This window comes from Paenibacillus xylanilyticus (assembly GCF_047246825.1).
GTDB lineage: Bacteria > Bacillota > Bacilli > Paenibacillales > Paenibacillaceae > Paenibacillus > Paenibacillus xylanilyticus_B.
In genome coordinates this window covers 448,333-473,137 of record NZ_JBFOLB010000003.1, presented here as the reverse complement: position 1 = coordinate 473,137, position 24,805 = coordinate 448,333, and the positions used below count along the sequence as shown (strand labels likewise).

At 49.1% G+C, this 24,805-nt stretch carries 22 protein-coding genes and 1 pseudogene; 17 read left to right on the top strand and 6 right to left on the bottom strand.

Translation table 11 applies throughout. The features are described 5' to 3' along the window. Positions 1-215: 215 nt before the first annotated feature. Positions 216-653: pseudogene (locus AB3N00_RS21460) on the top strand (HNH endonuclease); the annotation flags it as partial. Positions 654-898: 245 nt separating this feature from the next. Continuing rightward, positions 899-1,555: a TVP38/TMEM64 family protein gene (locus tag AB3N00_RS21455; RefSeq protein WP_413036401.1), complete on the top strand. Its 657-nt coding sequence runs from the start codon at positions 899-901 to the stop codon at positions 1,553-1,555. A gap of 163 nt (positions 1,556-1,718) precedes the next feature. Here AB3N00_RS21455 and AB3N00_RS21450 read toward each other — a convergent pair whose 3' ends face one another. After that, the gene (locus AB3N00_RS21450; protein WP_413036400.1) at positions 1,719-2,234 is read right to left on the bottom strand and encodes a cupin domain-containing protein; all 516 of its coding nucleotides are present in this window, start codon (positions 2,232-2,234) and stop codon (positions 1,719-1,721) included. 151 nt (positions 2,235-2,385) lie between these two features. On the opposite strand from AB3N00_RS21450, the gene AB3N00_RS21445 reads away from it, so the two are divergent. After that, complete coding sequence (locus tag AB3N00_RS21445; protein ID WP_413036399.1) at positions 2,386-3,390, top strand: NAD-dependent epimerase/dehydratase family protein; 1,005 nt, start codon at positions 2,386-2,388, stop codon at positions 3,388-3,390. 160 nt (positions 3,391-3,550) lie between these two features. Here AB3N00_RS21445 and AB3N00_RS21440 read toward each other — a convergent pair whose 3' ends face one another. Further along, a complete protein-coding gene (locus tag AB3N00_RS21440; protein ID WP_082704104.1) occupies positions 3,551-3,724 on the bottom strand; it encodes a CsbD family protein in 174 nt (57 codons plus the stop codon). A 684-nt stretch (positions 3,725-4,408) separates the two neighbouring features. On the opposite strand from AB3N00_RS21440, the gene AB3N00_RS21435 reads away from it, so the two are divergent. From AB3N00_RS21435 to AB3N00_RS21395, 9 genes are all read left to right on the top strand, one after another. Then, entirely contained in the window at positions 4,409-4,849 is a 441-nt protein-coding gene (locus AB3N00_RS21435; RefSeq protein WP_413036398.1) for a DUF1641 domain-containing protein, read from the top strand. 23 nt (positions 4,850-4,872) lie between these two features. Continuing rightward, the gene (locus tag AB3N00_RS21430; RefSeq protein ID WP_175396884.1) at positions 4,873-6,054 is read left to right on the top strand and encodes an NAD(P)/FAD-dependent oxidoreductase; all 1,182 of its coding nucleotides are present in this window, start codon (positions 4,873-4,875) and stop codon (positions 6,052-6,054) included. Positions 6,055-6,364: 310 nt separating this feature from the next. Next, a complete protein-coding gene (locus AB3N00_RS21425) occupies positions 6,365-7,009 on the top strand; it encodes an SDR family oxidoreductase (protein ID WP_413036397.1) in 645 nt (214 codons plus the stop codon). Positions 7,010-7,055: 46 nt separating this feature from the next. After that, positions 7,056-7,802 (top strand): response regulator transcription factor, encoded by a 747-nt coding sequence (locus AB3N00_RS21420; RefSeq protein ID WP_413036396.1) that lies wholly within the window; start codon positions 7,056-7,058, stop codon positions 7,800-7,802. Continuing rightward, positions 7,799-9,187: an ATP-binding protein gene (locus tag AB3N00_RS21415; RefSeq protein WP_413036395.1), complete on the top strand. Its 1,389-nt coding sequence runs from the start codon at positions 7,799-7,801 to the stop codon at positions 9,185-9,187. Before AB3N00_RS21420 ends, AB3N00_RS21415 begins: the two co-directional genes overlap by 4 nt. Before the next feature lie 76 nt (positions 9,188-9,263). Further along, entirely contained in the window at positions 9,264-10,055 is a 792-nt protein-coding gene (locus tag AB3N00_RS21410; protein WP_413036394.1) for a PepSY domain-containing protein, read from the top strand. 140 nt (positions 10,056-10,195) lie between these two features. Then, a complete protein-coding gene (locus AB3N00_RS21405; protein ID WP_413036393.1) occupies positions 10,196-10,822 on the top strand; it encodes a PepSY domain-containing protein in 627 nt (208 codons plus the stop codon). A gap of 235 nt (positions 10,823-11,057) precedes the next feature. Next, the gene (locus AB3N00_RS21400; RefSeq protein ID WP_413036392.1) at positions 11,058-11,843 is read left to right on the top strand and encodes an ABC transporter ATP-binding protein; all 786 of its coding nucleotides are present in this window, start codon (positions 11,058-11,060) and stop codon (positions 11,841-11,843) included. A gap of 1 nt (position 11,844) precedes the next feature. Next, on the top strand, positions 11,845-13,503 hold the full coding sequence (locus tag AB3N00_RS21395) for a hypothetical protein (protein WP_413036391.1): 1,659 nt from the start codon (positions 11,845-11,847) through the stop codon (positions 13,501-13,503). Between the two features lie 205 nt (positions 13,504-13,708). Here the strand turns inward: AB3N00_RS21395 and AB3N00_RS21390 are convergent, their stop codons facing one another. Further along, complete coding sequence (locus AB3N00_RS21390) at positions 13,709-14,896, bottom strand: Leu/Phe/Val dehydrogenase (RefSeq protein WP_413036390.1); 1,188 nt, start codon at positions 14,894-14,896, stop codon at positions 13,709-13,711. Between the two features lie 313 nt (positions 14,897-15,209). On the opposite strand from AB3N00_RS21390, the gene AB3N00_RS21385 reads away from it, so the two are divergent. Both AB3N00_RS21385 and AB3N00_RS21380 read left to right on the top strand, forming a co-directional pair. Then, a complete protein-coding gene (locus AB3N00_RS21385) occupies positions 15,210-15,725 on the top strand; it encodes a DUF2179 domain-containing protein (protein ID WP_413036389.1) in 516 nt (171 codons plus the stop codon). A gap of 283 nt (positions 15,726-16,008) precedes the next feature. Then, entirely contained in the window at positions 16,009-17,436 is a 1,428-nt protein-coding gene (locus AB3N00_RS21380; protein ID WP_413036388.1) for a hypothetical protein, read from the top strand. Between the two features lie 156 nt (positions 17,437-17,592). Here AB3N00_RS21380 and AB3N00_RS21375 read toward each other — a convergent pair whose 3' ends face one another. From AB3N00_RS21375 to AB3N00_RS21365, 3 genes are all read right to left on the bottom strand, one after another. Next, a complete protein-coding gene (locus AB3N00_RS21375; protein ID WP_413036387.1) occupies positions 17,593-18,606 on the bottom strand; it encodes a substrate-binding domain-containing protein in 1,014 nt (337 codons plus the stop codon). Positions 18,607-18,787: 181 nt separating this feature from the next. Beyond that, positions 18,788-19,972, bottom strand: a complete 1,185-nt coding sequence (locus AB3N00_RS21370; protein WP_413036386.1) for a glycosidase — start codon at positions 19,970-19,972, stop codon at positions 18,788-18,790. 2 nt (positions 19,973-19,974) lie between these two features. Beyond that, a complete protein-coding gene (locus AB3N00_RS21365) occupies positions 19,975-21,147 on the bottom strand; it encodes an AGE family epimerase/isomerase (protein WP_413036608.1) in 1,173 nt (390 codons plus the stop codon). A gap of 337 nt (positions 21,148-21,484) precedes the next feature. On the opposite strand from AB3N00_RS21365, the gene AB3N00_RS21360 reads away from it, so the two are divergent. The 3 genes from AB3N00_RS21360 to AB3N00_RS21350 all read left to right on the top strand — a co-directional run bounded on the left by AB3N00_RS21360 (position 21,485) and on the right by AB3N00_RS21350 (position 24,610). Further along, a complete protein-coding gene (locus AB3N00_RS21360) occupies positions 21,485-22,693 on the top strand; it encodes an ABC transporter substrate-binding protein (RefSeq protein ID WP_413036607.1) in 1,209 nt (402 codons plus the stop codon). Positions 22,694-22,886: 193 nt separating this feature from the next. Beyond that, complete coding sequence (locus AB3N00_RS21355) at positions 22,887-23,774, top strand: carbohydrate ABC transporter permease (RefSeq protein WP_175396871.1); 888 nt, start codon at positions 22,887-22,889, stop codon at positions 23,772-23,774. Next, a complete protein-coding gene (locus tag AB3N00_RS21350; protein WP_413036385.1) occupies positions 23,771-24,610 on the top strand; it encodes a carbohydrate ABC transporter permease in 840 nt (279 codons plus the stop codon). Before AB3N00_RS21355 ends, AB3N00_RS21350 begins: the two co-directional genes overlap by 4 nt. Positions 24,611-24,805: the final 195 nt, after the last annotated feature.

Sequence of the window (24,805 nt, the reverse complement as noted above, 5' to 3'; positions counted from 1 at the left end):
CCGGTTCTGCCCCTAAGCGGCTGCAAGGTCCGCAGGGGGCCAAGACGTGGCCTGTGCGCACGGAACGTGTGCATTCAGCCGATGGTGAAGACACTGCCCGGGCCACGACATCCGGGCACCGGCCCAACTCCCACCACGCCCGCAGCCGCAGTACGGGTGCAGATGGCCGGCCGCGCCGCCAGACTTCGGCAGTGCCGGTACCCATTGATCCGGAAGACCCGTCATCACTTCGTACTAACAGACAGGGGATGGTACGGATGCGCGGCAAAACGGACAAGGGGCGCCGCTGGCATCAGGAGGTTGACCTGGAACTTGCGGTCACGCTGGTCAAGGAAAAAGCCGCGGTTGTCGTCAATCGGTACACGATTCGCCGATTATTCAGCAACAAGGATTTTAAACGATATATTATGACCCGGGATCGGTTTACCTGCTACTTCTGTGGATCGTATGGGGATACGATTGATCATCTTCTGCCCCGGGCCAAAGGCGGACATACAACCCCGCTGAACTGTGTATGTGCCTGCAATCTGTGCAACCAGTCCAAAGCCGCAATGGATGCAGATGAGTTCATGCGGTCTGGCATACCGGAATGGAATGCGGCTCATCAGGAGGAATTGAACGAGCAGGAGATGCAGGAAGCTCAGCTGGAATAGGTTAATATCATTTCTCTTCTCCAACGAAGGGGATATTGAATAAAGAGAGCACATCACGACTGTACAGGTCAGGATGTGCTCTTGGTGTTTTGGTCTCAACTGTGAATATTTCTTCAAATTAACAACGGTCTGCAGGGGATTCGTACGTTATACTGTGAGAAGAAGATGAACCGTACTCGGATGGTCTGAGTGCTGATAGATTTACGATAGATACGGATTAAGACTGAAAAGATTGGAGGATGCACATGACCCCGGTACCTCTGGACATAATGTCCTATATTACGGAAGAGAATATTCGATATTGGCTGGAGCAGTTTCGTTCCCTGGGGCCGCTGCCGGGGATATTGCTTACGTTCATGAAGTCCTTCATACCTCCGCTGCCGACCCTGCTGATCGTGGGAGTTAACGGTGCGGTGTACGGACTGTGGGCAGGATTTTTATACTCGTGGATTGGAATGGTGCTGGGCTGCACCCTGACATTCCTGCTGGTGCGAGAGATTGGAAAATCAGCCTTTGTGGAGCGATGGGCGAGCAAACCTCGTGTTCAGCGGAGCATGGTATGGATTCGGCGGAATGCCTTCAGTTATGTATTTTTGCTGAGCATCTTTCCGGTTGGTCCGTTCGTCATTATTAATGTGGCAGCAGGCATAGCCCGGATGAGACTGATGTCTTTCCTGGTGGCAGTAGGTTTCGGCAAAGCCATCATGATTTTCTGTGTAACGTATATTGGCTCCAATGTGGCACAATTCCTGGAGCACCCGGTACGATGGGGAGGCGTATTGCTGTTTATCGCTGTATCCCTGTGGGCCAGTCGGAAGCTGGAGAGACACTTTACCCGTTCATCGGCACAGGAGGAACTGAACGATTCCAAACAACCTTCGGGAAACTCCATCTCTTCCTGAAAATGAAGCGTCTGACCTATAACAAGGACGGCAAAACACACACGATGCGGTTCTACGGCCTCCGGTTACGCGCATAATCTAAACAGACTGTTATCGAGGATATAGATATGTCTCGTTAACAGTCTGTTTTTCTTTTTGAATGACTCATATACGGCTTTACCTCTTATTTTCTCTTGTTCCACAATTCCAACAATGGCCCCTCATTCCCATAGACCGGATCGGCATCAGGAATCGGCACATCCCGAATTTCTCGAAGCACCTCTGGCCTCTCACCGGGTTCACCTGTACGTGTATTGTAGTCCGTGCCACCAGGATAGGCACCCGCAATCCGGAAATCAGGGCTGGCCTCAAGCCGTTTATGCCCGGTTCCTGCAGGAAGCACAACAACGTCTCCCGTTTGCAAATAGACCCGCTGTCCTTTCTCCCCACCCAAAACAAGCTGTACGAAACCGCTTACCACAGCAAGTGCTTCATGTGCATTACTGTGATAATGATGGTAATCAAATACACCGTTAAGCCAGCTGTTTCCCCAACCATTCCGGTTCAGCAGTGACTCTGCTCGGGACGGCTCTTTTGCCCATACTCCCTTATACAGGAGAACTGGCAGGTTTGGGTGATTGGGAATCACACCATCATCCGTAAAAAATAACGTCTCTATGTTCTCTTTTCGTTCATTCATTATAATCACCTCTCTATACATTACCCGCTCAGGAGAAAGAGAATAAAAAAATGATTGGAAAATGATACAAAACGTATCACATTAAGGGTATACTCTATACATACGCTCGACTCATGAGCCCGCCTGAGTAAATCCAAGGAGGAATGGTTTAGTGAACATTGTCATTACAGGGGCTTCCGGATTTGTGGGATTCAATCTTTCTCATTATTTGGCGCAAAAAGGGCATCGTATTACCCTGATTGACAGGGATGACTATTGTCAGAGACTTGTTCACAGCTCTCCACTGCATGAGATGACCTTCACCTGTTGTGACCTCGCTTCAGACCGATTCAGCTTGCCGCACGGAACAGATTATATTATCCACCTGGCCGCCATGCCGCATGTCGATTATTCCTACCATCATCCAGGAGAAGTATTTCGCAACAATACACTGAGCACGCAGGCCATTTTGCAATATGCTGCCGATCATCGTATTCCAGTTGTACTGGCCTCCTCGGTAGAGGTATACGGCGGGCAGTTTGGCAGAGTTTACTCCGAATCAGACGTGTATGCCCCGGTATCGCCCTATTCTGCATCCAAAGTAGCCTGTGAGACACTGGCTCATTCCTATGCCCAATGTTATAACCTTCCTGTTAAAATCTTTCGCCTGACTAACCTCTACGGTCCATGGCAGCTGCCCGACCGGATCATCCCCCGGAATTATGGACGGATGATGGATGGCTTACGTCTGGATATCCAGGGATCGGCTGTACGTGATTTTCTGTATATTGATGATGCACTAAAAGCCATCGAACAGATCATGCTGCATGGACAAGATCGACATACCTATAATATCTCCACCGGTCAGGGTACAACGATGCAGGAGATAGGACAGCTGCTGCAGTCCCTGCAGCGCTCGACAACGGGAGCTGTAGAGATCCGTGATCAGGAGCCGACACAATCCAGAGGTTCCAGTTTAGTGATTCATTCGGGGAAATTAAGAGAAGAATTGGGATGGAGACCGCAGGTTACATTGGAGCAGGGTTTGGAAAAAACATACCGATGGTATCAGGAACATCCGGATTGGGTGCGTCAGTTCAGCAGGCATTATCAAACGTCACGAGGAAGCCATGATTTCATTGTTGATATGGCGAGGTATATGGTACCGACTGTCTGATGCAAGCCAAAAAAAGCCAGGGAAGGGTGATTGGAATAACACCTTCCTTGGCTTTTTTGTGCCCCCGTATGACAGCAAGTGCATGCTATATGTCTACGGGTGGACATACTCTGTTATATATTGCATGAATTGATCATGCGAAACGATCTAATCCTGATGCCTAGTGTCGATCTTTCACATCAGCAATTTTGTCTTGAACAGCACCTTTAGCTTTGTCCTTTTTACCCTCAGCCTGAAGGGATCTGTTATTAGTTGCGTTACCGATCTGATCCTTCACTTCGCCTTTGGCTTTATTCACGCCTGCTTTGATCTTATCGCTAGTGGAATTACTCATATCGAACATCTCCTTCATTTCTGGTGTAGTCCTTATTAACCGGGTTCCCGGAGTTCTAAACGTAACGCAGCCAAAACCGATATGATATGGGCCCGAATGAAGGCGAAGATACAAATCGGGAAGAAATGAGCGGAATAGGGAATAAGCCTGCATCACTAGCTGCATAATAACGACAGTGACCAAATTCGTTGCGTGAAATTCGTGATTTTGGAAAACAATCCCTAAACGTATGGCTGAAAAAATCCTCGCGTATGTACTTTTTCGCACATATGGACATATGTGATCTTGTCTTAATACCACATGTGGTAGAAATGCAGATCTTGGACAGAAGGATAAGCGGTTACATCCCGATTGCGATGCTTGACAAAAAGATCGATTTTGTTACAATGTTCACAATATCTTCACAAGTGTAAAAAATTTCTTTTTCATGTTCATGTGTAAGAGGTGTAATATAAGGGTATAGAGTTCGGTTTCGGCCTGCTTGTCGTTTTGCGTCAACACATGTTGTCCGCAATAGACCCAATACAATACATGATCCGGGAGCGGCCTTTTGGACTTCGCTCTTTCTATTGTGTGAAATTTGGTACATTTCATTGTATCGCTTGTATTCGTGGTTCGGCTCTGCTTGACAGGCATCATGAAAGTCGCGGACTTCTATCCCAAAGTAAAGGAGGACTTTCTCTTATGTCACAATCGCCTACTCAACAAGAGGTGCCAGTTACAGAAGGTGCCAACGAGCGCCAGTCCTTGGACGTGCTCGATCAACTGATGAAGCCTGAGGTACAGGAATCTCTGACCGTTCTGGTGGAAAACCTGCCTAAACTGGCTGAAATGGTCACTGCCATGACCAAAGCATATGACTTTGCACAAAGCGTAGCTACAGACAAAGTTCTGATCAGCGACACAATGAGCGCAATGGGTGAATTCGCTAAACCAGTTGTAGAAAAAGCTAAAGGTGTAGCTTCCGCTGCAATCGAAGCAAATGACCGTGCGCAAACAGAGCAAACTTCGGTTGGTCTGTTCGCTATGCTCAAAATGCTTAAAGATCCAAACGTACAACAAACGCTGCGTTTTGCTCAATCATTCCTGAGCATTCTGAACGAGCGTCAACAACAGCAACGTTAAGATTAGAAGAACGGAGGATGGATATGTCGAAGCAAATTTTGATCTTGGGCGGAGGTTACGGTGGTCTTTTGACTGCGCTGACTGCGCGTCAATACCTGACACCGGAAGAAGCGACAATTACAGTCGTGAACCGTTACCCTACGCACCAAATTATTACGGAGCTGCACCGTCTTGCAGCAGGAAGCATTGCTGAGAAAGCAGTTGCTCTTCCACTTGAAAAATTGCTGCGTGGTAAAAACGTGAACTTGAAAATCGATACGGTGGACACAATCAAGCCGGACGAGAAAAAAGTTCTGATGACTAGCGGCTCCACTTACTCTTATGATGCACTCGTCGTTGCCCTGGGCAGCGAAACGGCATTCTTCGGAATTCCGGGATTGCAGGAGTACAGCTTCACGCTGAAATCCGTTAGTGATGCAAACCGCATTCGTGCACACGTTGAAGCACGTCTGGATGCTTACAAACAATCCGGCAACAAAGCAGACGCAACGTTTGTTATTGGTGGCGGCGGTTTGACAGGTATCGAGCTTGTCGGCGAATTCGCAGACCTTCTTCCAGGCGTATGCCAAGAGAAAGGTATCGATTTCAAAGATATCTCCCTGTACACGGTTGAAGCAGGTCCTTCCATCCTGGCAGGATTCCCGCCAGAATTGGTTGACCGTGCTAAATCAAGTCTCGAGAAACGTGGCGTTAACTTCATCGTTGGCGTAGCGATCACGGAGATGAAAGAAAACGAAGTATTGCTGAAAGACGGCAGCTCGATCCCTACGAACACACTCGTATGGACAGGTGGCGTACAAGGTAATGCGGTAGTTGCCAACAGTGGAATTGAAGTGGATCGCGGCCGTGCAAAAGTTACGGAAGTTCTGCAATCCACATCCCACAAAGATGTGTTCGTTGCTGGTGACAGCGCAGTGGTCTTCCCTAGCGAAGGCGCTCGTCCATACCCACCAACTGCACAACTGGCATGGCAAATGGGTGAAACCATTGGTCACAACCTGGGCGTAATGTTCAAAGGTGGCGCAATGGAATCCTTCACACCAGTATTCTCCGGTACACTGGGAAGTCTGGGTCGTAAGGATGCTGTCGGCATGATCGGTGGCAACCAGACTCGTCTGAAAGGTCTGCCAGCAACCATGATGAAAGAAGCAAGTAACATTCGTTACCTGTCTCACATCCACGGATTGTTTGCACTGGCTTACTAATTTAGTAGCCATCCATATAAGGGTGCCCCTTGGGGCGCCCTTTTTGCGTTTCTTGCTTCTGATTCAAGGCAGAGGTGCCAAGATGAATGGCAGCGGGAACGGATGTAACAGGCAGGTATAGACAGTGCAGGATGTATGGTATATTAAGAAGTATATTGAATGAATGTTCTTGCGCGGGCGATGCGCTGGACGGATTGAACAACAGCAGCCGGCGCTTAGAAGCGTCGGCTTTCGTTTAAATTAAAGACAAGTCCAGGATAGAATATAAAATCAAACGGGAATGCCCCGTTTAACCGAGAGGAGCATGACAATGAAAGTTTTGGTTATTGGAGCAAACGGACAGATTGGCAAAGTTTTAGTGGAACAGCTGGCCCGGGAAGGCAAGCATCAGGTGACGGCGATGATTCGCAAACCGGAACAGGCAGATGCATTGAAAGAGCTGGGTGCAAATGTGGTCATCGGCGATCTGGAGGGCAGTGTGGACGAGCTGGCCGAGGCAATGAAAGAGCATAATGCAGTTGTATTTACAGCTGGTTCTGGTGGCTCTACAGGCGCAGACAAAACACTTCTAATTGACCTCGACGGGGCGGTGAAAACAATGGAAGCCGCACAGCAGCAAGGCATTTCAAGATACATTCTGGTCAGTGCCTTTGGCGCAGATCAGCGGGAGAAGTGGTCGGATGCGATTAAACCGTATTATGTGGCGAAGCATTATGCAGATCGTGCTTTGTTTGCGAGCGAGCTGAATTATACGATTATTCGTCCAGGCGGCTTGAAAAACGAACCGGGAACAGGCAAAATCGCCGTAGGAACGGATTTGAAACCAGGCAGCATCTCACGTGAGGATGTAGCTCGCGTGATCGCTGCTTCCTTGCAGGAAGAGAAGACGTATCGAATGGCTTTTGATCTGATTGCCGGGGATGACCTCGTGGAGGATGCATTGGGCAAATTATAGACTCTATTGTAATATATCGGGAGAATGGAATGAGGGGGAACGCTGTATGAATGAAGCCGTGCTGGTAATTGAAGATGAGCCCAAAATCGCGCGCCTGCTTGAGCTTGAGTTGCAGTATGAAGGGTATCAGGTAGGCAAGGCAGAGAGTGGCACGGAAGGGCTGGAAATGTACAATGATGGCCAGTGGGATCTGATCCTGCTGGATATTATGCTTCCGGGTCTGAGTGGAATTGAGGTATTACGGCGAATTCGTGCCAAGGATGCCATGGTACCCATCCTGATGCTGACAGCGAAGGATTCTGTCGAGGACAAGGTATCCGGACTCGACCTCGGTGCCAACGACTACATTACCAAGCCCTTCCGAATTGAAGAACTGCTTGCCAGGGTGCGAGCAGCGCTCAGGCTGAGTGCAGCCGCCGCGGCTTCTTCATCAGGGGTTTCACCGCATGCCTCGCACGAATCATCAGGCCATGCAAGTGAAGACGAAACAGGCTGGCTAACGGCCGCTGGATTAAAATTGAATGAGGGTACTCGTGAGGTATCCCGGGATGGTACACCGATTGAGCTTACTCCGCGTGAGTTTGATCTGCTGGTCTATCTGCTTCAAAATCAGCGTCAAGTATTAAGTCGTGACCAGATTGTACAGGCGGTTTGGGGTTACGATTATTATGGAGATACCAATGTGGTGGATGTGTATATCCGTTATGTGCGCAAAAAAGTAGATAACGGATTCAATCCACCCTTAATACATACGGTTCGGGGTGTGGGATACGTCCTGAAGGAGCAATCATGAGCCTGCGCAGCAAAATCTACGGATACTCCTCGGTATTGTTTGCCGTGCTGCTCATTGCTGTGAATCTCTCGGTATACATCGTGTTCGAACGTATTTCGCTGGATAACGAAATCAAACGGGTGGAAGCTGAGGCTGCGGCCATTGTAACGGGAGTACGCGATTCTGCCGAATCCATTCCACCGGACGACCTGCTGCGTGCCTATGCACCAGTGGAAGGAATGCTCCGTATTGTCAATGAGGACGGCACCAGCTCTGACCCGGTAACGACAGCAGCAGAGCCTCAGTTAAACGTAACGCTGAGCAAGCTGCCATACAAGTATGAGAGTCAGAAGAAATCGGAATATAACCGGGTTGGACAAGTCGATTATGTATGGGTATCCGTGCCGGTGATCTGGCCTGACGGTGAAGTGGTGAATGTGCAAGTCACCGAAAGTGTTGCAGATACCGAGAATGGCCTATCGGTGCTGCGTACAGTCCTTGTTGCCGTGACGATCATCGCGCTAATCCCTGCCATTATCTCCAGCCGGATTCTGGCCAACCGGATGACAAGGCCCATTCAGCAGATGACACGTACGATGAGTGATATCCAGTCAAGCGGTCAGTTCAAGCGGCTTCCGCTGGCAGCTCAGTCCAAGGATGAGCTGAGTACGATGGGCCAGACGTTCAACCGCATGATGGATTTGCTGGAATCCAACTTCGAGCGTCAGGAGCGTTTTGTATCGGATGCCTCACACGAGCTTAAAACACCGCTGACCATCATCGAAAGTTATGCCAGTCTGCTGCAGCGACGAGGCAAGGAGCGGCCAGAGGTGTTTGATGAAGCCGTAGAAGCGATATTGTCCGAATCAGTCCGCATGCGGGAGATGACGGAACAGCTGCTCCTGCTGGCGAAGCAGCCAGAGCAGTGGAATGTGCAGCTGGAACGGGTAGATATCACACGGCTTGCCCAGGAATCGACTCGTGCGTTTCGTGAAGCATACCACCGTGAGGTTTATTGTGATGATCCGGGCAGTATATGGGCGATCAGCGATGAGAGTAAGCTGAAGCAGATGCTGTTTATTTTGCTGGACAATGCCCGTAAATATAGTGAAGCTGCCATTGAGGTCCGACTGGAATCCATAGGGCAGGAATGCCGGATACGCATTGTGGATTCAGGGATCGGAATGCGGGAGGAAGATCTGTCGAAAGTCTTTGACCGTTTCTATCGTGTTGACCCGGCCAGGACACGCAGCGGAGGAGCAAGTGGATCCGGCTTGGGATTGTCTCTGGCGAAGGACATCGCGGGGGCTATAGGGGCACGTGTTGAGCTGACCAGCACCGAGGGGATCGGAACCGAGGCTTCGATTATTTTGCCAGTATCCGTTCATACCGCTCCATTCTCATGAAATTCTCATTCTTCTCTTATATACTGATGGCAAGAGTATTTCGGGAGTAGATGAACGTGTGAAAGGAGGAGCCCGATTGGAAAAATCACAGATGCCACCGGAAATGAAACGAGAACAGCAGCAGTCCAAAAGGAGTTCACGGCGTCCATTATGGTGGGGAGCAGGTCTTGTGGCTGTACTGCTTGTGATAGTCGTTGGCTGGTGGAAACCATGGCAATCAGGCCATGTCATGCTGAGTGCAGAGGCAGCCGCTCAGGCAGTTTTGGAGCAGTACCCCGGTGAAATTGTGAATTCCACATTGAAGGATGGCACATATATCATGCAGCTCCGTTCCGAGACGGGGCTGTACGATGTACAACTGGATGCAGAAACGGCTACAGTCAGTGCCATTAAACGACTGGAATCCAATCCTCAAGCGGAAGAAAAAACATTGCTGAGCCGGGAGCAAATCAAGACAGAGCTGCTCAAGCAAACAAATGAGCAGCTGGTCTCATTGGAGCTGGTGGAGCAGCAGGGGAGCCCGGTATATCTGGCCGTTCTGAAAATGAAGGACAACAGCCGTGAGCAATGGACGGTTGATCCATATAACGGGGAGAAGCAATCTTCCAAAACGTTGGACACACCCGCCTCGGAACCGACAAAAGAGGACGATACGCCCCGGTTTCTAAGCGAAAAGGAAGCTGAGCAAAAGGCGCTTGCCAGGGTGCCTGGGGAAGTGGATGACACCGAACTTCGTGGAACGAATAGTGGAAATCCGTATTATCTGGTGGAGATCGATCTGGAGGATGGCCGAGAGGCCATCGTGCAGGTGAACGCAATCTCGGGCGCGATCCGGTCCGTGACTTGGGATGAGGACGAAGAAGATTAAACGGAAAATAGAATAATGTGAATGTTCTACTCATTTTCTCATCAAATTCTAATCTGACTCTCGCTAATCTCTCATCCGCAGGGGTTATTCTATAACTGTAGACGAGAACGAGAAAAACAACGAGGAGATGAATAATGATGATGAACAAACACAAACTATGGATTGGCAGCCTTTCGGCAGCGGTGCTTCTTGGAGGATCAGCGGTAGCAGCAAGCGGCAGTGTAAACGGACAATCGGTGGAAACTACGCCAACATCGACTTCGCAGTCGGTCACGCAGAGCAGCACAGGCAAATTGCTGACTGGAGCACAAGCAAAAGCGGCGGCCCTGAAAGCAGCGGAAGGTAAAGTGGATGACATCGATCTGGAACGCAGAAACGGCCAAACCTACTACGAAGTCGAGATTGACAAAAAAGGAAGCAATGATGTCGTGGTTCGTCTGGATGCATACACAGGCAAGATCCTGGCAGTTGTGGACGATGAAGACTATGATGACGATGATGATTACAATTACAATGGCTCTGCCAAGAACACTTCTTCCAGCCAATCTGCTGCGAAACAGGTTAAACTGACAGAAGCACAGGCTTCTGCCATTGCCCTGAAACAAGTGACTGGTGGAAAGGTAACCGAAATTGAGCTCGACCATGATGACGGTCGATATGTGTATGAGATCGAGATCAGAACCGCGGATGGCGAGGCCGACGTTGACGTGGATGCCAATACAGGTAAAGTGCTGTCCTTTGACCAGGATTTTGATGATGAGGATTAAGCAGTAAAGCTAAATATTACACGTTTGAACAAATACAAGTAGGCATGCTCCTACATCATAAGAGGGTACACATCTAGAATCTGAGCATGCACACGGTAGAGGCGCTTCATATGAAGCGTCTTTTTGCTGTTTTTTCTGCAGTCTGATACACAAATTACATATTCGGACACCACCTAAACTGTGGTAAACTAGTAGAATTATAGAAATAGATAGAGACAGGAGGCTGGATAACGAAGTGGGCGAAGAACAAGTACTGTCCATTGAAGGCTTGCGTATGCGATATAACGGACGTTATGTCCTGAACGGAATCGATCTTGAGGTGAATCGGGGAGAGATGATCGGGTATATCGGTCCGAATGGAGCCGGCAAAAGCACCACGGTCAAGATCCTGCTTGGTCTGGTTGAAGGATATGTAGGCAAGGTTTGCATCTTCGGCAAGGATATCGCAGATGGCGATGTGGAGTATAAACGCAGAATCGGTTATGTACCGGAAGTTGCAGAGCTGTATGAACAACTAACGCCAGCAGAATATCTGACATTCATTGGAGAATTATATGGCCTGTCCTACGACGATGCCGATTACAAGGCCAAGCAGCTGATGGATTGTTTTGGACTCGAAAAATCCTATCATTCCCGAATTGCAACCTTCTCGAAGGGGATGCGCCAAAAAGTATTGCTCGTCTCAGCATTGCTGCATGACCCGGATCTGTTGTTTCTGGATGAACCGCTCAGCGGACTGGATGCCAACAGTGTGATGGTGGTCAAGGAGATTTTGTCACAGTTGTCTGCTAAAGGTACAACCATCTTCTATTCCTCACACATCATGGACGTGGTAGAGAAGATCAGCAGCCGAATCATCCTGATTGCGGAAGGCAGGGTATTGGCTGATGGATCGTTTAAGCAGCTGCAGCAGCAGTCCATGGAAGGCACGCTTGAGGAAGTGTTCAACCAATTGACAGGTTTTAATGAGCATAAGGCGATTGCCGAACGCTTTGTGTCGATTGTGCAGGAGGTGTACTGATATGGCGGAATCCTCCGAATTCCGTACGCTGAAGATTCTGGATCGTTTCCGACATGTCATCGCCAGGACAGGGGCAGATTATGATGTGCTGCGGCTTATTTTGCGGGTAAAATTCCAAATCGATCAGCGCAGGGTACCAACCGTATTGTCTGCGCGCAGCAGTAACAAGGAGCAAAAAGAAGGAAACCTGTATCTTCGCTCCCTGTGGTTGTACGGACTGATGGGTTTGATTCTGGTGCCTTTTATCGTCTGGGATACCGGTCACTATATGCTCCAGATGAGTCTGGTCACCGCAGTGCTGATGTTTATCATCATGACGTCCATGATTTCGGACTTTTCGTCCGTGCTGCTGGACATCCGTGATCGAAATATTATTATGACCAAACCGGTAAATGGACGCACCGTTGGTATGGCTCGTGCCATTCACGCCGGGATCTATTTGCTGCTGTTAACAGGTTCCCTGTCGGCTGCACCGCTAATTGCGGGATTGATTACACACGGCATCGTTTTTTTTCTGATTTTTATCGCAGAACTCATTCTGATCAATATGTTCATTCTGGTGACCACATCTCTGGTCTACCTGTTCATGATGAAATTTCTCGATGGAGAAAAGCTGAAAGACATGATCAATATGGTACAGATTCTGTTATCCGTTGGAATTGCTATTGGATACCAACTGGTTGCACGCTCGTTCAGTATCATTAATTTTGACATGGTCTTCACACCTGCCTGGTGGCAGCTGCTGCTCCCTCCTATGTGGTATGCGGCTGTGTATGAATGGCTGTTCGGCGGTGGCGGAGATGCGTGGCTGTATACCTTCAGCGCTCTGGCTGTTGTAGTTCCCATCGTCTGTCTGGGCGTGTATGTGAAGCTAATGCCGTCCTTTGAATTGTATTTGGAGAAAATGACCTATTCAGGATCCACTTCAGGACGAAGAAAAGGGTTGTGGGATCGTACACTCGCCAAGCTATTCTGTAGGTCGGGGGAGGAGCAGGCCTGTTTCCGGTTGTCAGCGAGTATGATGCGGAATGAACGGGAATTCAAGCTTAAGGTGTATCCATCAATTGGCTTATCCTTTGTTTTACCTTATGTGTTCTGGTTCACCGAATTGCAGTCATCCTCGTGGGCAGAGCTGAAAGAAAGCTCGTTTTTTTACACGCTGTATATCATGTTAATCCTGGTTGTATCGGTAGTGATTATGCTTAAGTATTCAGGCCAATACAAGGCGTTCTGGACGTTCCGGGCTGCACCAATTGCAAATGAGAATGTACTCTATAAAGGTGCGTTGAAGGCATTTTTATGCAATATGTTTTTGCCCGTGTTTCTGCTGAATGCCCTCGTGTTTGCCTGGACATTTGGAGTTCGGATTCTGCCTGATCTGGCCGTAATTCTGCTGGTCGCTACGGCCCTGATTCCGTTAACAGGCAAACTTTTATTGCGTAAACCGCCGTTCTCCCTATCCTTTAGTATTGCCCAGCAAAGTGATGGCTGGTTCGTTTTCGCCGCCTTCCCGGTGCTTGCCCTATTATGGGGAATACATGTTTTCTTCCGTACGCTTCCTGGAGGCGTTTGGATCTTCGGGGGGCTTCTGATTGTGGCGAATGTTATGCTCTGGACCATGTTATTTCGGGTCAAGCGGGTACAAGAAGTACAGGTCTGAAGCAAAATAGGGAATATAAAAGAAACAACAACAAACAAAGCTAGCTGGAATTAGAAAGAAAGCCAACCTTGCTTACCTCAACCAGGTTGGCTTTTTGTGTGTGAACATTACTATCGCTCGTGTTCTTCACGGTTCGTTCTTCTTCACGCCGGGACAAAGGTGAAAAGTAGCTTCCAGCACTCGCAAAGGGGAAGTTAAATTCAACTTATGGCTGTGCGAGTCTGGCTTCAGCCATCTGGTCTGCGGCATCAGCAGTCGGGATGCTTGATGTGGCAGCTCTTTGGTAGACCTGGGTGAGTGTGTCCGCGATTCCCGCCACTCGCTGGCGGATCTGGTCTGGACCTGCACCCTCAAGCTCGTAGGCGGTGCTGATGATGCCGCCTGCGTTAAGCACATAGTCAGGCGCGTACAGGATACCCCGCGCCTGCATGCGGCGAACGACCAGCTCCCGGTGGCTGAGCTGGTTGTTCGCCGCCCCGGCAACGATGGAGCAGCGCAGCTCCTCCACCGTTGCCGGGGTCAGTACGCCCCCCATGGCACAGGGGGCGAACACCTTGCAGTCAGCGGCGTGAATATGGGCCGGATCGGCCGGAGTGGCGCCGCTGAACTGCACAAGGGCACGTTGTACACGTTCCGGTACAACGTCTGCCACAATGAGCCGTGCCCCGGCTGCATGCAGGTGACGGCACAGGGCATACCCAACCTTGCCCAGTCCCTGGACGGCAACGGGAATGCCCTGAAGAGAAGGGACACCTTGGTGACGCAGAGAGGTCACAATGCCCGTGTACACCCCATAAGCGGTCATCTCGGCTGTGAAGTCATTCTGAGCGCCCAGCGATCCGGTGGTATCTGTCACATATGTGGTCTCCATTCGGATCTGGTCCATGTCTGCCACCGTAGTACCCAGGTCAAGGCCTGTGACATAGCGTCCATTCTGTCGTTCCAGAAATCGTCCCAGAGCACGGAAGATGTCGGCGCGTTGAGAGACATTCAGGTTCATGACCTGACTGCCCGACGGATCAACTCCGGGTAGCTGTTTCACTGTCTTCGGGTCTGCAGTGGATTCAGTGGCACGCTTACTGTCTTGGCTGTCTTGATTGCCGGTATCCAAGTTATTCGCCTGCACTGCCGCCGGCATCTCCCAGACCACGGCTTTTCCGCCGCCATACGGCAGGTTGGAAACGGCATTTTTGTAGGTCATGCCCTTGGCCAGCTTAATCGCGTCCCGAACGGCTTCTTCCTCCGACGCATACGCCCAGCAGCGGCATCCTCCCAGCGCCGGCCCCAGTACAGTGCTGTGGATGGCAATAACAGCTTTCAATCCGCTGTGAGGATCATGACAAAATACGAGTTCTTCCAGGCCTTCCCGCTCCATCTCCTGCCATAGCTGCATGGCCCTTCCCCCTTTTGTCCCTTTGTACCGAACTTGTAGTCTGAAACGTTTGCTATCCGTTTGCTGATCATTCAGCATATTCACCAAACTTTGGTTTCGCCCTGGGTCTTCGGCCGGGTTGATAATCGGTACAAACGGTTCTATAATGGCAGTTCCAGCTTGTCATCCGACAGGAATGCCCGGAGATTTATATTCAACCGTTTAAAATGACCGTATAAGGTCCAATGATGGAGATATAGGAAAACGTACAGGAAATGGACCGAAGTCGGAAAGTGGGTCCAATCGGTGTGCAGCCAGGAAAGAGGGATTGCTGTTGTTTAAAATATTATTGTTTATCTTTTTAATCCAGATCGTATATGTGTCAGCGTATACGCTTCGAATGATTCTGACACTGAAAGGGCAAAAATACATTGCTGCGTTGATCAGTATGGGTGAGATCGTAATCTACGTGCTGGGGCTGAATCTGGTCCTCCAGTACTTGAAGCAGCCTTCCGCATTGATCGTATATGCCGTAGGCTATGGCCTGGGTGTATTGCTTGGTGCCTGGATCGAAGAGAAGATTGCGCTTGGTTACGTTACCGTTAAAGTAATCTGTAATCAGATGGGCGGCAATGTAGCCAATGCACTAAGGGATAAAGGTTATGGTGTCACCGCATGGGTGGGCAGTGGACGTGATGGAGATCGGTTGGTCATGGAAATCCTGGCCAAACGCAAAAACCAGAAATTGCTCTACCAGACCATTTTGGAACTGGATCCGAAGGCGTTCGTTATCACCGTTGAGCCGAAGCAGTTCCATGGCGGGTTCTGGACACGCTCCATCAAAAAATAGGATAAGGCAGGCCTGCAGTGTTGCAGGCCTGTTTTTTTGTGGGCAGTGTAACGGTTTCATTACGCATTCTCCATGTCCCTGAAGTTCCTTTCAGGTTAATTGCGTACGATTTGAGGTTGCATACAGTACACTCCATGCAGCTCCGACAACGGTTATCACGAATGTAAAATAGGGATTATTGTTGTAATCGCTTCCAAGATGTACATTGTGGACATGTCCTTCATGACATGCGCTGGCAGAGATGGACGGACATGCTCATTATAATTCAGGGAGGAATGGTTTTATGAAAAGCAAAATTCGTACATGGTGCAGTGCAGCGCTGGCGTTGACGTTGGGTTTTACCCTACTGTCTGGACCCGCAAGTGTACAGGCAGCGGGCAATGCAGATTACAATCTTACAGGTTTCTCCCAAGGGAACACGGGTGGAGGTACCATCAGCGAATCGGATACGTCCAAGTATAAGAAGGTATACAATGCAACCGATCTGGCTGCGGCGCTGAAAAAGAACTCCGGGGTCAAAGTCGTCGAGATCATGAACGACCTCAACCTGGGATGGAATGAAATACCGAGCTCAGCTCAGACATCTCCTTTTGCCAAGCATAATGATGCACTGACTCACCCTGTGTTGAAGCAAACGGGCATCAGCAAGCTGACGATCGACAGCTTTAATGGCCTGACCATATTTTCGGCCAACGGGTCCAAGATCAAACATGCAGCCATCAGCATCAAACGCAGTTCCAACATCATCATCCGCAATCTCGAATTCGATGAGTTATGGGAATGGGATGAAGCAACCAAAGGCGATTACGACAAAAACGACTGGGATTACATTACCCTGGAAGAGAACAGCAACGTATGGATTGATCACTGTACCTTTAATAAAGCTTATGACGGGCTTGTCGATTCGAAAAAAGGAACCAGTGGTGTGACCATTTCCTGGTCTCTCTTCAAAGGGGATGACGGCAGCGCGAACAGCTGGGTTACCCAGCAGATCAACGAGTTGGAAGCGAACAAAGCTTCCTATCCAATGTACAACTACCTGCGCAGCAGCGCAGTTGGACTCAGCAAAGCGGACATTATCGCCATTTCGGGACCGCAGAAAAAAGGGCACTTGGTTGGCTCAACCAGCTTCGAATCAGCTAACGCCAATCTGTCCATGACCCTGCACCATAATCTGTACAAGGATATCCAGGATCGCATGCCGCGTCTGCGCGGAGGGAATGCTCACGCCTACAATATCGTGATGGATGCGGCAGGGGCACGTGCGGCCAAATCCAGAATCACTTCTGCGATGGCAACGGCGATTTCGTCCAAAGGATATCATTTCGATATCATCGGTAACGGAGCGATCTCCACCGAAAGCGGTGCAGTGCTGGTCGAAAAATCGGTGATCAGAGACGTACTGTTCCCTGTTCGCAATAACCAGACAGACCCAGCTGATGCAACGTATACTGGTAAAATCCAGGTGACTGACACGATGTATTCTCTGGATGGAAGCTCATTCCGTGGAAACAGTGATACGTCCGGCAGTCCGCTCAGCCCGGTTCCGGCTGCGGTGAAAGCCTTCTCCTGGAATGGGTTCTCTTCACTTCCTTACAGCTACACTACAGATGATCCAGCGACGCTGAATGCACGCCTCACCGGTTCAAGCGGAGCAGGTGCAGGCAAATTAACTTGGTCTAAAGATAACTGGCTGAAGACGAGTTACTAGACTGCAACAGGAATCGGGTACTGAATCGAGTGGCGAGTGTCTGTGATCAAAAGGGGTTCCTGGCCGCTTCATCGTTTTTTCATAAGCAAAGAGTGCTCCTGCAGCCGTATTGGCCGGGAGCACTCTTTTTGTGGAATGGGAAGTCTTAGTTCCTTTTTAATTAGACGCGGCATCCGAGAGAGCAGGCGCAGCACTTACCGAATCCCGATAAATGATGTTGCCCTTCACATGCACACGGCCGAAGCTGCGATGCGGATTCTCAATTTTTTTGAGCATGGATTGAACGGCAGTGCGCGCCATCTGTTCAATATCCACTTCAACCGTAGTCAGCTTGGGATCGGAGAGCGTGGCATAGATATCGTTATCGAAACCAACGACCGAGCATTGAAGTGGTACCTGAATACCCATTGTGGTGAGTTTCTGCACCAGTAGATGAGCAACCTGATCACAGTTGCAGACAAAAGCGGTCGGCATCTGCTCCGGCAGATCAATCTCAATGAAAGTTCCCCGTTCATCACGGTCGTTGAGAACAAAATCCTGATTCATGGGCAGCCGGTGTTCGAGCAATGATTTGTAGTAACCGAGGAACCGGTCCTGAATACTGCTCGTGGAATACAGATTCCCGACATAAGCGATGTTTCGGTGTCCCTGCTGTACGAGATAGTTCGTCAGCTCATAAGCGGCATAGAAGTTATCCGTAACGACAGAATCGATCTCGGAATGCTCGTCATAGAAGTCGAGGAACATTTTGGGGACATCCATGGACTGTACCAATTCGATATATTCCTTGCTGATCTGTCCAAGCACGATGAAGCCGTCTACCTTGGAGTCGCTGTACAGCTTGGGCAGTGTTAATTCCTCTTCGTCCTCCACATTCAGAATGTGCAGAATACCATAGTATCCCTGATCCTCCAGGTGCTTGGTGATGCGCTGGAATACACGTACATAGAACGATTGTGTTGGCCCGGTAAAACGTTCCGGAATGATAACGCCGATATTATGAGTCAAGCCTTCCTTCATCGAACGGGCTGCAGCGTTATATCGATAACCCATCTGAACGGCAAGTACTTTGATTTTTTCCTTCAGTTCGCCACTGACGCCATCTTTGTCATTTAATGCTTTCGAGACCGTCACACTGCTAACCCCGAGCCTGTCGGCGATATCCCGCATGGTGATATTGTTTTTCAGCTTTGGTCGCCTCCTTCAAGCCGGTTTAAGTACAATGTGTTGTCATTATGCTTAGCGTTTACTTAAACATAATAACCATCCATATCAGTATACATCGTTACCAACGTGGAATAAAGAAAATCCGGCTCAAATCATGCAGACGGGGTCCATTTGTCGGACAAATTCATGCGAATTGCTTCTGCAAGAGCAGTTCATTACGCTCGATCAGGTCACCGCGCTGGACAGCACAGTCCAGGGACCGATATGGATCTGCAGGTGTGTTGAAGGTATAGTCGACCAGTTTATCAAGGGTAGTTGTGGCTACATGACAGCGGGTATCGCTGGACGCGTAATAAATGAAGACCTCACCATTTTCATTGACCACGGCCCCATTGCAGAAAATAACATTGGACACATCGCCTACACGCTCATCATCGTAAGGAGCAATAAAGTGTCCGCCAGGCTTGGCAATGATACGTGCCGGATCATTCAGATCTGTGGCGAACGTGTATAACACATAACGCAGACCAGCTGCGGTGTTCCTTACCCCGTGGGCAATGTGAATCCAGCCCCGTTCCGTCTTGAGGGGAGCGGGCCCCTGTCCATTTTTCACTTCATACACCGTATGATATTTTCGTTCGTCAATAATGGTCTCTTCATGAATAACCGGATTCAGGATATCATCACACAGACCAAAGGCAATTCCGCCGCCGCTGCCTGTCGAGATGAATCCGTCCTGTGGACGTGTATAGAACGCATACTTGCCATCGACAAATTCCGGGTGCAGTACCACATTTCGTTGTTGGGGTGAGTTGGTCGTGATGTTGGGCAGACGCTCCCAGCTGACCAGATCTCGTGTTCGGACAAGTCCTGCTTGCGCCACCGCGCTGGATGTATCAAACGCCGGGGCCTCGGGATCTTTACGCTCAGAGCAGTAGATGCCATAGATCCAGCCGTCTTCATGCTGAACAAGTCTCATATCATACTGGTTGGTTTCTTCTGCATCGATATCTTCCCATACTAATGGCTTGCCTGTGAAGCGGAATCCGTCGATGCCATTGTCACTCTCCGCCAGGGCAAAAATGGATTTGCGGTCCAAACCTTCCGTGCGGATGACCATTACGTATTTGCCATTGAAATAGATGGCTCCCGGATTCAACGTAGCGTTAATGCCCAGACGCTCCATAAAATGCGGATTCGTTGTTTCATCCAGATCAAATCTCCAGTGCAGCGGTACATGATGACGTGTAATCACCGGATAACGATACCGATCATATACGCCGTTGTAAAATGATGGATCGATCTCATTTTGGCGTGTAAGCAGCTGCTCCTGTTTCTCCAACAATTCATTGTACTTTGGGTGTATCATCGTTATCCCATCCTCTCAATTAGTTCAATGCAGAACCGGCTATTGTGATACGGGCATTTCCAAGGTCCGGCGATTTCACTTTGATCCGGTGTGCCGTCCCCGTCCACCGACCAGTACCATTCCCCGCCGGCGCGGTGATCGATAATATGTTCCTTTGTATATGTCCACAAGCGTTCCACTCTCTCCAGAAACAAAGGGTCACCTGTACGCTGATAGGCATTGTAGAAGCCGACCATCGCCTCTGCCTGAACCCACCATATCCGTTTCTCATCCACATGATCCCCTTCTTGTTCATTCATCAGGGAGCCATCTGGCTGTACGGCCACATTGGAAATGTTATAGGTAATATCCGTGACCATCGTGGCATACTGCGGGTGCTGCTCCAGTCCCAGTACTTTCAGCGTTTCATCGATCAGCCAGCTGGCTTCAATGTCGTGTCCGAATGATCGCAGATCGATAATGGACTGCCACTGTTTGTTGAAAAATACGCCGAGAAACTTGGTGTCCTTGTCATACACTCGTTCATACAAAATGCCAAGCAGGCGCTCCAGTGCTGCCTTCACTTGTTGATCCGGCCACACTCTGTAGAGCGTGGTATAAGCTTCGAGCACATGGATATGCGTGTTCATGGTGTAGTCTGCAATGACACCGTTCTCACTCAGCATTTCATTGGGCTGTTCATTCCAAAACCGGTCAAACTGCTCCTTATATGCAGGTAATTCTGTATTCAGGCCACGATCCTCAATAAGAGCAAAAAGCGTTTTCGCCAGTTCCAGTGCAGAAGCATCCCCGGTTGCACGATAGTACTCACTGAGTGAGTAAACCCCGAAAGACTGCGTGTACACATGTTTACTCGTATCCAGTGGTTCCCCTGTGGCATCTACCATCCAGTACATGCCGCCGTATTCCTTGTCCATCACATGGTCTGCAAGAAAACGATACGCGTGCTCGGCGTGCTCGCGCCAGACTTCATTTCCGGTAACCCGATAGGCTGCGGCAAAAGACCATAGTTGACGTGCAGTGGCAATTCCGCCCTTGGGCGCGAGCCGATCTACCTGAAGATCGTTGCCGACCCACCCGTAGAATCCGCCGTGAACAGCGTCTTTGAGGTTGGACCAGAAGGGAAGGATGTGTGTTTCCCAATGTTCCTTTATTTCTGTTTTGACATAAGTCATTTGAGTCATCGTGAGCGCTCCTTCAACATAACAAGAATCATAATTGATTAAGTTATCGGTAACTTTATTAAACAATATTAGTGATCTGAAAAAGCGTTGTCAACGCATCCGGTCACAAAACTTTTTTGTTAAGTTATAAATAAATCAATTGACAGGTAAGCGTTACCATAATAAAATTCATTTTGTAACTTTATCGATAACTTAATTTAACTTAAGAAAGGGGCCGAAACACATGAGAAAAAATAAAGGTTGGACGTTGTTGCTTACCATGCTGCTCATTACTTCACTGCTTGCCGCTTGTTGATCAGGAGGTGAGTCTTCACAGGCTGGAGAGGAGATTAGCACAGATCCCGCAGATATTAAGGGTGAGATTACTGTTCTGACGCAGCGGACGGATATTGTTGATACCGTATTCAAAGATTACGCAGCAGAGTTCAACAAGGAGTACCCTGATGTAAAAGTGAACTTCCAGGCACTCGCCGACTATGAGGGCCAAGTGAAAATCCGGATGAGTACCAAGGATTACGGTGACGTGCTGATGATCCCCACCAGTGTACCGATTGCTGACATTCCCGACTTTTTCGAACCGCTGGGCACGTATGACGAGTTGAAAGACAAGTACACGGGGATTGAAGAACGGATGGTGGACGGTCAGGTATATGGTATCCCTACGGTTATCACATTCTCCGGCATCATCTATAACAAACAGGTATTCAAAGACGCCGGCATTGCGGATGTACCAAAGACGCCGGAACAATTTCAGGCGGCTCTGCAGTTAGTCAAAGACAATACCGATGCCATTCCGCTCTACACCAATTACGCTTCCGGCTGGGCATTGACGCAATGGGAATCGGATCTGCCAACCGTTGCAGGCAGTGTGGATTACGTCAACATTGACCAACCGAACACGGATGAGAACTTTGTGCCAGGCAAACCACACTATGAGCTGTACAAAGTGCTGTATGATGCAGCGAAAAACGGCCTGATCGAGAAGGATCCAACAACAACCGACTGGGAAAGCTCGAAGGCCGATCTGGCTAACGGCAAAATTGCGACGATGGCGCTGGGATCTTGGGCCATTACCCAAATTCAAGGTCTGACAGATACACCGGACAACATTGGCTTCTTGCCCTTCCCTACAAATGCAAGTGATGTCGTCGTTCCGCTTGCTGCAGACTACAACATCGGGATGAATGTGAACAGCGAGAACAAACCGGCAGCCAAAGCCTGGATTGACTGGTTCCTGGCGAAGTCCAACTATGCGGTAGAACAAGGCGGAGGCATGAGTGCAGACAAGAATGCTGAACTGCCGCCGATTCTGGATCAGTTCCAAGATGTGGAGTTCTCCACGCTTACACCTGCGAAGGAAGGGCAGGAAGGGCTGGTCGACAAAATTGATAACGAGGGTGAAATCGGCCTCTGGCAGCCCGACTTCAAGAAACGCATTATAGAAGCCGCTATTGGAAACCGCAGCGAATCGTATGATGACATCATGAAAGATCTGAATGACAAATGGGTGAAAGCACGGGCAGAACTCGCGAAATAACAAGAAGTGCGAGCTGATTGTGCCGGGATGAAAGCTGCCGGGAGAAAAATGGCTGAACTAACCTTTGCAGCAGGCATTTTGTATCGCATGTATGGTGCAAAATGCCTTCTTCTGGCTGTCTTTAATCCTGAATGTTTATTGGGCGGGAGTCTTTCGATATAAAGCGGTTGAACCGCTTGGAGGTGTGGAGAGCATGAAATACTTAAAAATTTCGAATTGGGGTTACTCAGCGCAGCGCATATTTATCATCTGTGCCTTCTCGATCATTCCGTTGGCACTGCTGTTCACGTTTGCTTACTTGCCAGTCATTAACATGTTCAAATACAGTTTTACCGATTGGAATGGTTACAGCAAAAGGTTCGACTATGTCGGATTCGAAAACTACACGCGGATTTTCAGTGATCCAGAATACTTTAAGGTGTTTATAGTCAGTTTGTATTATTTTGTGGCTACCTTCGTGCAAATGGGCTTGGCCCTATACTTTGCAACGATTCTGAGTTTCAAAATCCGAGGCAAAAACTTTTTCAAAGGCATACTGTTTTTCCCTTATTTATTAAACGGGGTAGCGATCGGATTTATCTTCCTGTTCTTCTTTAAGCCGGACGGCACACTGGATACACTGATGCAAGCGATCGGGCTTGGACAGTACACCCAACTCTGGCTCGGTAATCCGGATATTATCAACGTCTCTCTTGCAGGCGCATCGGTATGGAGATACATGGGCTTCAACTTCATCATCTTCCTGGGTGCGATCTCTTCCATTCAAAAGGATGTCTATGAAGCTTCGGATATCGATGGTGCGAATCGCTGGCAGCAATTCCGCCACATTATCCTGCCAAGCATCACACGTATCCTGCAGCTCAATCTGATTTTGGCGATCAGCGGCGCAATCAGTGCGTTCGATATTCCATATATTATGACGGATGGTTCCAACGGCAGTGAGACGTTTGTCATTCAGACCGTTCACTTGGCCTTTAAGTATGGCAAACTGGGCTTGGCATCAGCCATGGCTGTCGTCCTGCTGTTTATCGTTATTCTGGTTACGCTGGTTCAACGTGTCACCATGAAAGGGGAGGAATGAACGTGCGACCATTCAAATACACCCTCGCGAGCATATTTAAATATGCTTCACTCATTCTCGCAGCGTTCATTGCGCTTGTGCCTATCGTTGTTGTTCTGTTTGCGTCACTCAAAACCAATGCCGAATACGCGACAAGCAGTCCGCTTGCTCCGCCTGAAAACTGGTTCAATTTTGCGAACTACACGAAGGCTTTTGTGGACGGGAACATGTTAGTCGGTTTTAAAAATACGATTATTATCCTGATCATCTCCATCGTGGGGGCTACCTTAACAGGCTCCATGATCGCGTATGTACTGGATCGTTTCAAATTCAAAGGCAAAAAAATCATGGTCGCGGCGTTCCTGCTTGCTACCCTGATTCCGAGTGTGACGACACAGGTCGCCACGTTCCAGATCATTAACGCACTGGATCTGTTCAACACCCGTTGGGCCGCGATCGTCATGTACCTAGGTACGGATATTATTGCGGTGTACATTTTCCTGCAGTTCCTGGGTTCCATCTCAAATGCGCTGGATGAATCGGCCATGCTGGACGGGGCATCGTACTTTACAATCTATTGGAAAATTATTTTGCCACTCCTGAAACCAGCCATCGTAACAGTCATTATCGTGAAGGGTGTCAACATTTACAACGATTTCTACACGCCGTTCTTATACATGCCCAAGACCGATTTGCAGGTCATATCCACCGCCCTGTTCAAATTCAAGGGGCCATTCGGATCCCAGTGGGAAGTCATCAGTGCCGGCATCATGATTGCCATCATTCCAACGATGATCATCTTCCTGCTGCTACAAAAGTACATCTATAACGGCTTCGCGCAAGGCTCCGTGAAATAAAAAAACGAAGGTTACGTGAAATGGATATGAACATGCACAGGAACGGAGAGGGCAGAAAAAACCTGGAGAAACGGAGTGTTCGCCTTTATCGCCGGATTTTCCCCTTTCATAGGGAATCAAAAAAATCTGGAGATAACAGCGATCGGAAGGTTGTTCTGCCATCGGAGTGGTCTCGTGCAAGTCATAAGTTCATCT

Bases quoted from the DNA above. Each gene is read 5' to 3' on its own strand.
- AB3N00_RS21455 (WP_413036401.1), top strand. From the start codon at position 899: ATGACCCCGGTACCTCTGGACATAATGTCCTATATTACGGAAGAGAAT.
- AB3N00_RS21450 (WP_413036400.1), bottom strand. From the start codon at position 2,234: ATGAATGAACGAAAAGAGAACATAGAGACGTTATTTTTTACGGATGAT.
- AB3N00_RS21440 (WP_082704104.1), bottom strand. From the start codon at position 3,724: ATGAGTAATTCCACTAGCGATAAGATCAAAGCAGGCGTGAATAAAGCC.
- AB3N00_RS21435 (WP_413036398.1), top strand. From the start codon at position 4,409: ATGTCACAATCGCCTACTCAACAAGAGGTGCCAGTTACAGAAGGTGCC.
- AB3N00_RS21430 (WP_175396884.1), top strand. From the start codon at position 4,873: ATGTCGAAGCAAATTTTGATCTTGGGCGGAGGTTACGGTGGTCTTTTG.
- AB3N00_RS21425 (WP_413036397.1), top strand. From the start codon at position 6,365: ATGAAAGTTTTGGTTATTGGAGCAAACGGACAGATTGGCAAAGTTTTA.
- AB3N00_RS21420 (WP_413036396.1), top strand. From the start codon at position 7,056: ATGAATGAAGCCGTGCTGGTAATTGAAGATGAGCCCAAAATCGCGCGC.
- AB3N00_RS21415 (WP_413036395.1), top strand. From the start codon at position 7,799: ATGAGCCTGCGCAGCAAAATCTACGGATACTCCTCGGTATTGTTTGCC.
- AB3N00_RS21405 (WP_413036393.1), top strand. From the start codon at position 10,196: ATGAACAAACACAAACTATGGATTGGCAGCCTTTCGGCAGCGGTGCTT.
- AB3N00_RS21395 (WP_413036391.1), top strand. From the start codon at position 11,845: ATGGCGGAATCCTCCGAATTCCGTACGCTGAAGATTCTGGATCGTTTC.
- AB3N00_RS21390 (WP_413036390.1), bottom strand. From the start codon at position 14,896: ATGCAGCTATGGCAGGAGATGGAGCGGGAAGGCCTGGAAGAACTCGTA.
- AB3N00_RS21380 (WP_413036388.1), top strand. From the start codon at position 16,009: ATGAAAAGCAAAATTCGTACATGGTGCAGTGCAGCGCTGGCGTTGACG.
- AB3N00_RS21375 (WP_413036387.1), bottom strand. From the start codon at position 18,606: ATGCGGGATATCGCCGACAGGCTCGGGGTTAGCAGTGTGACGGTCTCG.
- AB3N00_RS21370 (WP_413036386.1), bottom strand. From the start codon at position 19,972: ATGATACACCCAAAGTACAATGAATTGTTGGAGAAACAGGAGCAGCTG.
- AB3N00_RS21365 (WP_413036608.1), bottom strand. From the start codon at position 21,147: ATGACTTATGTCAAAACAGAAATAAAGGAACATTGGGAAACACACATC.
- AB3N00_RS21355 (WP_175396871.1), top strand. From the start codon at position 22,887: ATGAAATACTTAAAAATTTCGAATTGGGGTTACTCAGCGCAGCGCATA.
- AB3N00_RS21350 (WP_413036385.1), top strand. From the start codon at position 23,771: ATGAACGTGCGACCATTCAAATACACCCTCGCGAGCATATTTAAATAT.